The following is a 13,254-nucleotide window of genomic DNA, read 5'->3' as shown; positions in this document are numbered from 1 at the left end:
GAATTTAATGGATTGAAAAAAACCAAGGAATGGTATGTAAGAAGGGAGCTCCGATTTACTGAAGGAGATAAAATTCTTCAAGACGAAGTAATTCAAACCATGGAGTTAATTACATCAGATTTAAGAAAGACAAATTTATTTTTAAAAATTGAAGTTTTTCCAATTTATTTATTTGAAGAAACCGGTGGGGTCCGGTTTAAAGTTATCCTGCAGGAAAACTGGTATATTTATCCTTCGGTTATATTTGAAATTTCTGACCCTGATTTTAATGTTTGGTGGAATGAACACAATCGGTCATTGAAACGGGTAAATTATGGTCTTGGTTTAAATCATGTAAACTTTACAGGTGTTAGAGACCAATTTAAATTCAAATTGCAAGGTGGTTATGTGCGAAAGTTACAATTCTTATACAATCGCCCGGCGCTATTTTCCAATTCGAAATTTGGATTGTATTCTGCATTAAATTATATTGAACACAAAGAAATACCAATCCAAGTCAAGAACAACAAATCAGTTTACAAGAAAGTAGGTGATACTAAAATTTATTTTAATAAAGAAGTGGTGGTTGGTTTAAATTATAAGCAAAATAAGTTTTGGAATTATACATTTGAGATTCATTTTTTTAGTAACAAGCTTAACAAACAGCTTGCAGTGGAATATCCAGACTATTTATTGACAGGAGATTATTTACAAAATTTTGGTCTTGGAATTGCAACGGCAAGTTATTTTGATATGGATCATATTTTAAGACCAACAAGAGGCTTGCAATTAAACTGGGCGATTAAGAAAGCCGGATTATTTATGCACGATGATTTAAACTATTTAAATTTTATTCAATCAATTAAAGCCTGTAAAAAATTATTTAATCATTGTTATATACAGACAAATATTACAGGAGAACTTGCATTAATCCGAAAGAAAAAACCGTTAAATATCTATAAAGGATATGATTACAATGATACCGGGATATCGGGGTATGAATTCTATAGTATTGATGGATTGGATTTTATTTACAATCACAACGAGTTCAGATATTTTATTGGTTCGTATACAACGGATTTTTTTAAAAGAATCTTGCGAATTAATAGTTTTTTAATAAAGACCGATTTGGATCTTAGTTTACAACTCAATACAGCCTATGTAAATGATCCATTTTATTTTCAATCCAATGATTTAACCAATAAAATTTTGTTTAGTCTGGGTCCAGGACTTAACTTTACAATCAATGAAGTTTTTCAGTTTAATCTTAATTACAGTGTGAACCATTTGAAGGAAGACGGAATCTATTTTCATACAAGAAAGGCATTTTGATGAAAGTTTTATTGTTTGGTCAGAAAATCAAAGCAGACGATATATCAAATATCCAGTCTTTACTTCACCATTTGGCGGGAGCCAGAGCAGAAGTTTATATAAAGGATAGTTTTCTTGAGCTATGCGAAGAAATGGGGATAAAACCGTCTAATCTTCCTACTTGGAATGATTACCAGGATGTGCTGCGGTTGAAGCCTGATTGCATGATTACTTTGGGGGGAGATGGTACCATCTTGAATGCCTTGACATTTATTAGAGAAAGCCGAGTACCCATTTTAGGAATAAATTTGGGGAGATTGGGCTTTTTGGCCAGTATTGAAAAACGATTGATCGCAGATGCCGTACATAATTTGATGAACGGAATGTATGAATTGGATGAAAGAACCCTGATTCAATTGGAATGCAATGTGCCACTTTTCGGAGAAACCCCTTTTGCACTTAATGATTTTTCAATTTTAAAGAGAGATAACTCCTCCATGATTACGATTCACACCTATGTCAATGGCGATTTTTTAAATTCTTACTGGGCGGATGGATTAATCATAGCGACGCCAACAGGATCTACCGGGTATTCTTTATCCTGTGGAGGTCCAATTTTGTTTCCACAAGCCCAAAATCTTATAATAACGCCAGTTGCACCCCATAATTTGAATGTACGGCCTGTGGTGTTGCCGGATGATGCAATTCTTAGTTTTGAAGTGGAAGGGCGAACGGATAATTTTCTGTGTACGCTAGACTCAAGATATGAAGTTATAACGGCGGATTATCAATTAGGAATTAGAAAATGTGACTTTTCCATTCGTTTAATCCAATTGCAACCATCAAGTTTTTTGAAAACAATGCACGATAAATTAAACTGGGGTTTAGATCAACGCAATTAAGATGAAAATTCAATTTAGCCGGGAACACAAAGTCTATACGTGTGATTTAAACCAAGGCATTGATTTGTCTATATCTTATAAAGAAGGAAACCAACAAGTGAATTGCTTTTATGCCAATTTATTTAGTAGCCAAGCGGTGAAACAAGGCGATTTTATAGGTTCTGTAAAAGAAGGAGGTCCGGTAAACTTTTATAACACGTTTATAAATATACACGGTGGAGGGACTCACACAGAAGGGGTCGGTCATATTTCAAAGGAACGACATTCTGTTAATCAAATCGTGAAACAGTTTTTTGGAATAGCCTATTTAGTTTCCATTTATCCAACTAAAATGGAGAACGGAGATCGAATCATCCAAGCAGAAAGTCTTGAACGATTCTTAGAGGATATTGACATCCCGGAATTTTTAATTATCCGAACGCTTCCTAATGATATTTCAAAAACGAAGCAGCATTATTCTGGAACCAATCCACCCTATTTATCCAAAGAAGCCATGGATTTTATCGTATCAAAAAAAGTTAAACATTTATTGATTGATCTTCCCTCTGTAGACCGGGAACAAGATGGTGGAAAATTGGCGGCCCATCATTGCTTTTGGGAAGGGAATCGAGCCCTGGATTGCAGTATCACAGAATTGATTTATATACCGGATCACCTGGAGGATAACTATTATTTAATTAATTTGCAGCTTGCTTCAATGGAACAAGACGCAGTGCCTTCAAGGCCATTATTGTTTCGATTGGAAGAACTCGTATGATCACGAATTATAAACAAATCGGCAGCAAGGTTTTTTCCAGATTTAAAAACATTCCGGAAAGAGCATTTTACGATTTTTATTATTTTTACCAGCATTATTTTGATCAAATTGTAAAACTGGAATACGATGAGTATATCGAAATAAAATTCAATTACATTGAAGCCTTATATAAACTAGATAAATACAGCTTATTTTATACGCAGGCTGATTCATTTATATCAGAACTCATCAACCACCAGCTATTTAATGAAAGGCAACAAGCAATTTTTGAAAAAATATTATACTATAAAGCTGAGGCATATAAAAATGAAAACAAAATCGAAGAAGCTTGTAAAATTTATGCAGAATTAGTAAAGTGGAAATCAGAAAATAAAGAGTACAGCAGAAAATTATTTTCAAATTTATTTCAGACCGCCCAGATAAATCAACAAGATAAAATTGCATTTGTAGTCGCCTTTTTACTTAGCTCACTGGTAATAACTGGAATAAGTATCTTTATAATTAACCCATTTTATCCACAGTTCAAAGAAACTATGAATTCTTTTAGAAATCTTGCGTTTGCAGGAGGAATTATTTCATTCATCGGATTGCAATTGATGTATTTTCGGAAAGCAAAACTGCAAATGATTCAGATGTTGAAGAAATAGGATGAATTTAGCCAATGGAAGCTCTAAAAAAGTCACTTGCAGGAGTATACAATTCTTTAATCACTTCATATGTAGTTTAAACCGGAATTAAAAAATGGATCCTGCAATTTAACTGTGCTAAAGACTTTTTAAAAAAATTCATTTTACCTGAATTTGGATGCAGCGTATGATATTTAATAATATATTTAATATATTGATAATTAACCGGCAATAAGATAATTAAAAATTCTCCATGCGAATTGGTAAGATTTTATAAGTCTTGCAAGAAATCAACTTTGATTAATCCATAATAAGTTTATAATTTAGAGTAAAATTTCAACCATGCGTTTTTCAATCCTTTTATTTTTTGTTCTTTGTACCGCATTTTTAAAGGCTCAAAATTACAGTATAAAAGCCTCTGTACTTATCTGGGTAGAGACTCAGGAAAGTCCTGCAAGCATTACACTTAATTGGATTGCAGATCCCGATGCTACAAATTATTATGTTTTCAGAAAGACAAAATCAGCAACAAGCTGGGGTAGTTTTATTGCCAATGTATCGAAAGATTCTACCAGATATGTAGATAAAAACGTTGAAGTGGGCAAAGGCTATGAATATCGGGTATCTAAGGTAAGTTCCGTTTCAAATGGATTCGGATACGTGTATGCCGGGATCAAACTTCCTGAAACAGATAGTCGTGGAAGCATCTTATTGTTGGTTGACAGTTTAGTCAATGTCAGGTTGAAAACAGAAATTGATATTTGGAAGGCAGACGTTTCCAATGAATCTTGGAATGTATTGACTTATGTGCCTGCTTCTAAAAATACCGTAGTAGAAATTCGAACAAAAATTGCAGATTTGAAACGATCCAATCCGGATTTAAAGTCTGTATTCATTTTGGGGCATGTTAAAGTACCTTATTCCGGAGACATAGCACCAGATGGACATACAGACCATGTAGGAGCCTGGCCTTGTGATTCTTACTATGGTGAATTGGATGGTACCTGGACCGATGTAATTGTTGATGATGTGAGTGCAGGAAGAGCAGCAAATAAAAACATACCAGGTGATGGAAAGTTTGATCAAAGCAGCTTGCCAAGTGATGTTGATCTAGAAGTAGGTCGTGTAGATTTTTTTAATATGCCTGCATTTTCAAAATCGGAAATAGAATTGTTGAGAAGTTATTTAAATAAAAATCACAGATGGCGTACCGGACAAATAAACGCAGTCAGAAGAGGCATCGTTTTAGACAATTTTAATTTTGCCGGGGAAGCATTTGGACAAAGTGGCATGAAAAATTTTTCCGCATTTTTCGGACCGTCAAATGTTGAATACGGTAATTATAGAGATAGTTTATTAAAAAAATCGTATTTGTGGTCTTTTGGAGCAGGTGGAGGTTGGTATGAAGGCGCAGGAGGGATAAGTACCACACAAAACATGGCCGTTGATAGTTTACAATCCGTATTTACATTTTTATTTGGCAGTTATTTTGGTGATTGGGATAGTCCAAATAATTTTTTACGTGCAGCACTGGCCAGTGGAACCATCCTTAGCAATGCATGGTCAGGCAGGCCTTTGTGGTCTATGCACTACATGGCGATGGGTGATCCCATCGGACTGTGTGGCAAATTAAGTATTAATAATTCCAGTCTGTATCAGGCAGGATTTGGTGCACGGTCCACTCATGTTGCTTTAATGGGTGACCCAAGTTTAATTATGTATCCTATTGCAGCGCCCGAAACATGAGAAGCAGTTGAAACGGGTCCGCACATCGATTTAAAATGGAGAAAATCAATTGAGGCAACACATGGATATAATGTATATCGCAGAATAACTGGAAATTCGATCTATGAAGTTTCTGCAAGAAATGTAATGGATACTTTTTATAGAGATCTGTGCCCTTTTAATGGATTTAAATATGAATATCTTGTAAGGGCCGTTAAACTTGAAACAACTGCAAGCGGTAGTTTTTATAATTTATCTTCAGGGGTGAGGGATACGCTTACAAAAGTTTTAAGTGTGACTCCAAAAGCAGATTTTACTTTTACTAAAGATTATGAATTTGTACATCTAAAATCAGAATCTAAAAATTCACGCAGTGTCAAATGGATTATCGGAAAAGATACTTTAGCAGCATCCGAAGTAGATGCCGTTTTGGATTGTGATAAATCCCCGCAAAGTATTTGTTTGATTGCAATTGGTGATTGTGATGAAGATTTTACCTGCAAATCAATAAGTTTTGAATGCAGCATACCTAAAATTTCAAAAATTAAAATTGATAGCATATTGTGTATTGGTGATAAAGCTGCAATTGAAATAGAAGACTTAATAGGTGCGGATCCGTTTAGTTTTAAATGGAGTACAGGTGAAACCAGTAATAAAATTGCAAATCTGGTAGCAGGCAATTATGATGTGACGATCACCTCAGCCAAGAATACCAATAAAGTGTATAGCTTTAATATAGTTGAACCTGCAGCGTTGAATGCAAATTATAGTATTCGATCTGCTACACCCGGTAAAAATGATGGTGGAATTAGTAATCTTATCATCACAGGAGGTGTTGCACCCTATACTTTTAAAATTCTAAATGAAAACCCGGATTCTCTGAAGGCTGGTGATTATAATTTAATCATTACAGACGCAAATAATTGTACAACAACCATTAAAATTACGATTCCGGTGCGGACGGCAACAATTAATCCAGATGCATCCTTTGAGATATATCCTACTATAGCCAAAGAGTATCTTTATATTAAGTATAAAAACCAATCTGCTATACACAAGATGCGCTTATTAAACATTCAGGGAATCCCATTACGAGATGTTTCGACATCGGAAAGCAGAATCTATATTGGCAAACTAAGTCCGGGTTGGTATGTCATTCAATGCATTACCGCTAAAGGAACAGAGGATGTACGTTTTGAAAAGATGTAAGGGATCCCTTTAACGCACCTACAGTAAATTTCAAAATATTATTTTGATAATCCATAAATTTATCTAAAATATCAAATTTTTATTTGGCAAAAATAGATGTTTAGGTTAAAATAATTAGCCTGAAAGAAGAAATTCATTCGCCTTAGAAAATCTCAACAGGTCCTTGTTTAAATTGGGGTACGTTAAAAAAATATTAAATAGTACGAAATATTTCGTAGATTTGTATAGTGTTTTAATATTTGTATCACCAATTGTATAAATGACCCATGAATAAATTAATTCATAAACCCACTGACGGCGAATTAGAGATCCTGCAGATTCTATGGAAATTAGGACCTTCTACCGTTAAAGCGGTGAATGAGCTTTTAAATGAGCACAAGGATGTTGGTTACACTACAACTTTAAAGATGCTTCAAATAATGTTTGAAAAAGGACTTTGTGTTCGGGAAGCAGAAGGAAAATTGCATATTTATAAACCAGCCATTAAGGAGCAACAAGTAAAAAAGAATTATTTAAAAGATATGATAGATCATGTTTTTGATGGTTCACCGATGGAAATGGTTATGCAGACATTAGGAAACTATAAAGCTTCTCCTGATGAAATCAATGATCTTAAAAAATTATTAAAAGACCTGGAATCTAAATAATGAAAACAAGCGCCCACATTGAAGCGACTCCATGGCATGAACTTTTTGCCTCAACCTTAATGCATTCATTATGGCAAGGTGCATTGATCGTATTATTGATGTGGTTATTGCGTATATTTTATCGAAAGAATCCAAAGGTTTTATATACGTTGTCCCTTTCAGCATTGATTTTAATTGTTATTACAAGTGTTTTAACTTTTGTAAGTTTGGTTTACAAACCCTCCTTGCAATTAATATCAATTACTGCTTTTATTCCAAATTTAGACCAGAACCTTGTACTCCAATATATAAATCAAATATGGTTAATTGGTTGCATTGTTTTTTGCATACGTTTTGTTTGGAGTCATATTTACATTAAGCGATTGATTCATGTATCGGATCACTTAGCAAGCGATTTATGGTCCCATGCTTTCCAAAAAGTATGCAAGCACTATAAAATACAAAAAAATATTGTACTCCTACAAAGTGAGAAAATCGGAAGTGCTTTTTTAACAGGGGTCATTAAACCAGTAATTTTAATACCAACCGCCTGGATTAATCAGTTATCAGCAAAGGAAGCTGAATGTATTTTAGCTCATGAAGTTTCCCATGCATTGAATAAGGATCATTGGGTCAATTTAATGATGAATTTAATTGAAATCGTTTATTTTTATAATCCGGCAGTTCATATTTTGCTCAGTCACTTAAAACTGGAACGCGAATTATTGGCAGATGCATCAGCTTCCAATTATATTAATTCCAAATTGGAGTATGCTAAATTAATTATAAGAATTGAAGAGAGTTCTGGTTTAATCCCAGCATTTTCACTTCCATTTTTTAGACAGAAAAAACAATTGCGTAAACGAATTGAAACCGTATTAAATATTTCAGGTACCCAAAACGAGATGTATTCCGGATTTGCAATTATGTTGCTTATGACGGGAATGGCTTTTATAAAAATGAATCCATTAACACAAGATTTAGTTTGTAATGAGGTCGTTAATAGAGAAGCACCTATGCAAAATATGGTCTGTCTTGACAACAAAATATTATGCAATAAGCAAGCAGATAAAACTACTAAACCTCAGAATGCAAATATTAAAAAAAGGGTGATTAATAAACGCATTTATAAATACGAGCCATTAAATACAAATCAGGACTTGGTTTTTGAGGATCCATCAAATCATGGCTTTAATGTTGAACTAGAGAAAGCGATTCGGAATGAATTGAATCAAAAAACAAAAACGCTACTTAAAATAAAACAAATTGGTTCTGAACCAAATCATATAACAGATGGAGGATCCTGGATAGTCACAAAGCAAATTCGCTGTTATGCACCTGAAGATGATCGTACCATTATCATTATACGCATGAATAAGAATTCAGAAAGTCTCGTTGAGCCTGAGCACGAAATGATGGATCCTGGAACGATTCAGCACGATAACAATCAAATAAACTAATTTTTTTCATTAATAAAATAATTGCATATGAAACAGTTAAAATTATTTTACCTAATCATGTTGCTTCCATTAACGGCATTAATAGCACAGGGGGAGCAAGGTAAATCGAAAACAAAGTATATTATTAAAAAGGTAACCGTTGAGAATATTGACGGAAAGGAAACGCAGAAAGAAGAAATTGATACGGTTGATTTTATGTCAATGGATCCTTCAATGGATCCTTCAATGGATAAAGACATTCAGGTAATAATTAAAGATGGAAAAGGAAATACATTATCTGACGGGGAAGCTCATGAAATGATGTTTCATGGAGCGCCGGAAATGGGTAATCAAATGGCGTGGCATGAACTTGAAATGGAAAAAAATGTAACACCACCAAACAAAGCCGTATTAGGGGTTCAACTAGAAAATGTAAATGGAGAAAACGGAGCCCAGGTAATTGAAGTATTCGAAGGATCTGCTGCAGAGAAAGCAGGAATTCTAGAAGGAGATATAATTTTAGCAATTAAGGGCAAGGAAACGAAAAATGTAGATGCCGTGATAGAACAACTTTCAGATAACAAGCCTGGCGATAAAGTAAAAGTCAATATCTTGAGAGGAACGAAAGTTAAAAACTTAAATGCCAAGTTGCAAGAGCGCAAGGAAGAAGCTATCAGTATGAAAAGCTGCAGTCCAGGGATGGCTAAAATGAAATGTTGCAAACCGGGAGAAGCTGGTTCTGGTGAGCGGAAATGCATCATCATTAAGAAAGATAAAGATGGAAAAGAAGTGATTGAAGAAATTAGAGGCTTGCCTGGATCAGGTAGTAATATGAAAAAAATGATCATTATTAATGGAGATGATAAAGATGTTAAAATAATTAATGGTGAAGGCGCCAACCAGCAAATCGAGATTATTAAAAGCGAGGGTGGTGAATCAAAAGATGTTATAGTCCGTAAAGAAAATCAACAGTCTTTAAATGTTGAATATTTAACCAGTAGTCCAAATCCTAGCAATGGACAAATGAAAATTAACTTTTCCGGATTGAAAGTTCCAACAACGATACAGGTTCTTGATTTAAATGGAAAAGAAGTCTATAATGAAAAACTGGATGTATTTGACGGAACTTATAATAAGGAAATAGACATAAAAAACGAAGCGAAAGGAACTTTAATTCTAAAAATAAAACAAGGGGATAAAGTTTTAACTCAAAAAATTATTGTAGAATAAAATTTGGCTTTCTTCTATCTTTGTTTCAGTAGCATAGTTTAATAAAATTAAACGAAATCCGGGAGGGAACTTCCGGATTTTTTTTTTAATACAAGCGGAGCAAATTGGTTTGAAGTGTTCAATTCAAAATGATGGTAATTACAATTGGTATTGGACCTGTAGGATTGGAATTAAATTGTTTAATAACTGCTTACTCCTTAGCTTCACGGATTCTGTTCCAGCGTATTTTTGTATTGTAGATTAATTCTGTTGAACTAATAATTAAAAACGATGCGAATAGAACTTAGGAGGAGAATGCGAATCGTAGCAATTGTCTTGGCTTCGATAAGTTTTGCAATTCTGTGTGTAGCGATTTATAAATTGTTTATTTTAAAATAAGCGAATCGTTTATTTATAGCCAGCAAAAATATTTTAATTTCTATTCTGTAGCTAGCTAGCTATTAGCTTGTGTAACATTGAAAGCGAATTTTAATTTCCTTCAGATTTTCCGATATAGTGTTTATGTAATTCAGTGACTTTTTTCTGAATATCGCCCATTCGATCTTCGTTCCAATTTTCAAAACTGGTTTTGGGTTCAGTGAATGCCAGATGGGCGTGGTATTCCCAGATTTCTCTAACATCTTCGTAGCCCAATTGAAAAACCGGGTATTGAATATTATCTGAAATGCAGTTGATGGCCTGATGTTCTTGATTTAATTGCAGTCGCTTATAGACGACACCGTCTCTTTGTGAAACTACGATGTAGGGTTCGTCGTTTTTAATTTCATTCAATCGCTCGACGTATTTACAGATCACGATTGATCCTGATTCCATTGGCAGCATGGAATCCCCTTCAATTTCAAAAGCCCTGTAAAAGCCTTTTAATGCCGGGAAATGCAAACGTGGCAATTCACTGACGAATTCTGGATCTTGAAAATTTTCTAAATATCCTGCGGCGGCTTTGGTACGGACCAGTTCAATATTTCCTTTTTCTTTTGGTCAATGGTCATTGCCAGGATTTTGACATTTTTAGTACTCACTTCATCCCAGCTTAGTTTTTCCATTTGCCGGGTGAGCAGGGCTTCAATTTGGACCTCATAGGCTTTTGCAATTTTAATCAACAGGGCCATATCGGGTTCAGTATGTCCTCGTTCATAATCTCCGAGGGTTGTCCGCGGAATGCCGATTTTATCGGCTGCCTGTGCTTGCGAATAGTCCATTTTTTGACGAAGGAAGCGAAGATTTTGTACCAGAAACATGTAGTTAAACTTTAGTACGGCTCAAGTTAAGGCAAATTTGACAAACAAAAAACTTTTTAATAAAATATCGACTATATTTGCCGATATAATCGTCTGATTAATTTAATTATTAGCTATGTACGACCGTGCGATCTTGCACATGGATTTGGATGCTTTTTTTGTCTCAGTGGAATGCATCAAAAACAGCAGTTTGCTGGGTAAACCAATTATAGTGGGAGGCTATAGCAATCGGGGTGTAGTAGCGGCCTGCAGTTATGAAGCCCGTGCTTTTGGGGTGCATTCGGCCATGCCTATGAAAATGGCCTTGCGACTTTGTCCGCAAGCCCAGGTTATCCGGGGAGATATGGATTCCTATTCCAAATATTCGGGGATGGTAACCGAAATTATATCGGAGGAAGCGCCGATATTTGAAAAAGCCTCCATTGACGAATTTTACCTGGATCTCACCGGCATGGATCGCTATTTTGGCTGTATGAAATGGTCGGGAGAATTAAGGCAAAAGTTAACCCGGGAAACAGGACTTCCGATTTCATTTGGACTATCCGTTAATAAATTGGTTTCTAAAGTGGGGACCAATGAAGCGAAACCCAATGGGGCCATTCAAATTGAGAAAGGAACGGAACGTTCGTTTCTTTCACCCCTCAGTACTGCAAAAATTCCGGGAATTGGAAAAGAAACCTATAAACGTTTAAGTTTTATGGGTGTGCGGACAATTCATATTTTAAGTCAGATACCGGTACCCTTGCTTCAACGGGAATTTGGCAATGACAGTGGCCGTCATTTATGGGAACATGCCAATGCAATTGACGAACGACCGGTTTTACCTTATCACGAACAAAAATCCATTTCAAAAGAGCGCACCTTTGAACAGGATACACTCGATATTAAACGGATTAAAATTTTATTACTGGATATGTGTGAAAAACTGGCATTCGAAATGCGACAAAGCAATCGGGTGTGTTCCTGTGTAACAGTTAAAATACGTTATGCAGATTTTAATACCTATTCCAAACAACGGCGCATTGCATATACTTCACAGGATAATACCCTGCGACGTGTGTGTTATGAATTGTTTGACAGCCTTTATGAAAAAAGACAACTGATTCGATTGGTTGGATTAAAATTTAGCGGGTTGGTACACGGTCATTATCAAATCAGTTTATTTGAAGATACAGAAGAACAAATAGCCTTGTTGCAACAACTCGACCACATTCGCAAACGTTGGGGATCCGGATCGGTAATGCGTGCTGCAGTGCTGTGAGGGAACAATGCTACAATGGTACAATCCTGCAAAGCTACCATGTTATAATGTAGGAGAGAGTCTGTAGTCTGTAGAGAGGAAGTCTGTGGTTATGAATTTAATTGACTGTTAACTTCTGACTGTTGACTCCTGATATAGAGAGGAAGTCTGGAGGTTTTAAGAATTCTACAATCTTGTAATGCTGCAATTTTGAAATAAAAATTGAAAATTGTATTTTGGACTTCGAAGAGAAAAAAGAAATGTTCATTAACCATTTATAATTAACCAGTAACAACTTACAATTATCACCTAACACCTAAGCCGGGATGGAAAGCCAAATTAATTTTCTTTTAGACTTCTTCTCTATAGACTACAGACTTCCTCTCTACAGTCTCTCCAAACGAATCACGAAGAAAAAAGGGCCAATTGTTTTGAATTCGATTGCTCGAGTTCTAATAAAAATTTCTTTCGCCACAGTCCGCCTGCATACCCGGTAAGATTTCCATCTGAACCGATGACCCGGTGGCATGGAACCAGTATAGCAAGTTTATTGGTGCCATTGGCATGAGCGACGGCACGAATGGCTGCAAGATTCCCCAAACGAATCGCTTGTTGTTGATAACTGCTGGTTGTTCCAAATGGAATTTTTAACAATTCATTCCAAACCTTTTTTGAAAATCAGTACCATAAAAAGACAAGGGAACCGTAAATGATTTTCTTAGTCCGGCAAAATATTCATTCAATTCAAGAATGAGTTGATTCAACAAATCAGAAATATTAAAATGAATATCATGCGGATCTTTCTTTAGCCGAAAGCTTAATTCATTCATTGATAGCTCGGTGCCATCGGTAAATTCTAAAAAACAAATTCCGGAATGATCAGCACCAGCTATTAATTTTCCAAGTGGGGATTCAATATAACAAAAGTCTATTTGCAAATCTTAAAAGTCTAAGAAAATTGCAAATATAAAC

Annotated in this window: 12 protein-coding genes and 1 pseudogene; 10 read left to right on the top strand and 3 right to left on the bottom strand. The window is 35.2% G+C overall.

Annotated elements, in window-relative coordinates; all coding sequences use genetic code 11:
* Positions 1-12: 12 nt before the first annotated feature.
* The 9 genes from IPK91_10315 (at position 13) to IPK91_10275 (ending at position 9,804) form a co-directional block, all read left to right on the top strand.
* The gene (locus IPK91_10315; GenBank protein MBK8297650.1) at positions 13-1,311 is read left to right on the top strand and encodes a hypothetical protein; all 1,299 of its coding nucleotides are present in this window, start codon (positions 13-15) and stop codon (positions 1,309-1,311) included.
* Complete coding sequence (locus IPK91_10310) at positions 1,311-2,192, top strand: NAD kinase (GenBank protein MBK8297649.1); 882 nt, start codon at positions 1,311-1,313, stop codon at positions 2,190-2,192. The genes IPK91_10315 and IPK91_10310 overlap by 1 nt, the downstream gene beginning before the upstream one ends.
* Before the next feature lies 1 nt (position 2,193).
* The gene (locus IPK91_10305) at positions 2,194-2,949 is read left to right on the top strand and encodes a cyclase family protein (GenBank protein ID MBK8297648.1); all 756 of its coding nucleotides are present in this window, start codon (positions 2,194-2,196) and stop codon (positions 2,947-2,949) included.
* Entirely contained in the window at positions 2,946-3,596 is a 651-nt protein-coding gene (locus IPK91_10300; GenBank protein ID MBK8297647.1) for a hypothetical protein, read from the top strand. Before IPK91_10305 ends, IPK91_10300 begins: the two co-directional genes overlap by 4 nt.
* A 321-nt stretch (positions 3,597-3,917) precedes the next feature.
* A complete protein-coding gene (locus tag IPK91_10295; protein ID MBK8297646.1) occupies positions 3,918-5,321 on the top strand; it encodes a hypothetical protein in 1,404 nt (467 codons plus the stop codon).
* A 126-nt stretch (positions 5,322-5,447) separates the two neighbouring features.
* Positions 5,448-6,509, top strand: a complete 1,062-nt coding sequence (locus tag IPK91_10290) for a hypothetical protein (GenBank protein MBK8297645.1) — start codon at positions 5,448-5,450, stop codon at positions 6,507-6,509.
* Between the two features lie 266 nt (positions 6,510-6,775).
* Entirely contained in the window at positions 6,776-7,156 is a 381-nt protein-coding gene (locus tag IPK91_10285) for a BlaI/MecI/CopY family transcriptional regulator (protein ID MBK8297644.1), read from the top strand.
* Complete coding sequence (locus IPK91_10280; GenBank protein MBK8297643.1) at positions 7,156-8,595, top strand: M56 family metallopeptidase; 1,440 nt, start codon at positions 7,156-7,158, stop codon at positions 8,593-8,595. Before IPK91_10285 ends, IPK91_10280 begins: the two co-directional genes overlap by 1 nt.
* Positions 8,596-8,622: 27 nt before the next feature.
* Complete coding sequence (locus IPK91_10275; GenBank protein MBK8297642.1) at positions 8,623-9,804, top strand: PDZ domain-containing protein; 1,182 nt, start codon at positions 8,623-8,625, stop codon at positions 9,802-9,804.
* A gap of 468 nt (positions 9,805-10,272) precedes the next feature.
* Here the strand turns inward: IPK91_10275 and IPK91_10270 are convergent, their stop codons facing one another.
* Positions 10,273-10,692: a S24 family peptidase gene (locus IPK91_10270; protein ID MBK8297641.1), complete on the bottom strand. Its 420-nt coding sequence runs from the start codon at positions 10,690-10,692 to the stop codon at positions 10,273-10,275.
* Between the two features lie 32 nt (positions 10,693-10,724).
* Entirely contained in the window at positions 10,725-11,042 is a 318-nt protein-coding gene (locus IPK91_10265; GenBank protein MBK8297640.1) for a helix-turn-helix transcriptional regulator, read from the bottom strand.
* Positions 11,043-11,157: 115 nt separating this feature from the next.
* Between IPK91_10265 and dinB the strand changes: the two genes are divergently transcribed.
* Positions 11,158-12,303, top strand: coding sequence for a DNA polymerase IV (dinB, locus tag IPK91_10260; protein MBK8297639.1), 1,146 nt, complete (start codon positions 11,158-11,160; stop codon positions 12,301-12,303).
* Between the two features lie 384 nt (positions 12,304-12,687).
* On the opposite strand, the pseudogene IPK91_10255 reads toward dinB, so the two are convergent.
* A pseudogene (locus tag IPK91_10255) lies at positions 12,688-13,112 on the bottom strand (methylated-DNA--[protein]-cysteine S-methyltransferase).
* Positions 13,113-13,254: the final 142 nt, after the last annotated feature.

The organism is Saprospiraceae bacterium, from assembly GCA_016712145.1.
Classification (GTDB): domain Bacteria; phylum Bacteroidota; class Bacteroidia; order Chitinophagales; family Saprospiraceae; genus Vicinibacter.
The sequence above is the reverse complement of the archived record's forward strand: the minus strand, read 5'-3'. Positions and strand labels throughout refer to the sequence as shown.

Excerpts from the sequence above, each read along its gene's own strand:
- IPK91_10275 (MBK8297642.1), top strand. The coding sequence starts at position 8,623 with ATGAAACAGTTAAAATTATTTTACCTAATCATGTTGCTTCCATTAACG.
- IPK91_10285 (MBK8297644.1), top strand. The coding sequence starts at position 6,776 with ATGAATAAATTAATTCATAAACCCACTGACGGCGAATTAGAGATCCTG.
- IPK91_10300 (MBK8297647.1), top strand. The coding sequence starts at position 2,946 with ATGATCACGAATTATAAACAAATCGGCAGCAAGGTTTTTTCCAGATTT.
- IPK91_10310 (MBK8297649.1), top strand. The coding sequence starts at position 1,311 with ATGAAAGTTTTATTGTTTGGTCAGAAAATCAAAGCAGACGATATATCA.
- IPK91_10280 (MBK8297643.1), top strand. The coding sequence starts at position 7,156 with ATGAAAACAAGCGCCCACATTGAAGCGACTCCATGGCATGAACTTTTT.
- IPK91_10295 (MBK8297646.1), top strand. The coding sequence starts at position 3,918 with ATGCGTTTTTCAATCCTTTTATTTTTTGTTCTTTGTACCGCATTTTTA.
- dinB (MBK8297639.1), top strand. The coding sequence starts at position 11,158 with ATGTACGACCGTGCGATCTTGCACATGGATTTGGATGCTTTTTTTGTC.
- IPK91_10265 (MBK8297640.1), bottom strand. The coding sequence starts at position 11,042 with ATGTTTCTGGTACAAAATCTTCGCTTCCTTCGTCAAAAAATGGACTAT.
- IPK91_10290 (MBK8297645.1), top strand. The coding sequence starts at position 5,448 with ATGGATACTTTTTATAGAGATCTGTGCCCTTTTAATGGATTTAAATAT.
- IPK91_10305 (MBK8297648.1), top strand. The coding sequence starts at position 2,194 with ATGAAAATTCAATTTAGCCGGGAACACAAAGTCTATACGTGTGATTTA.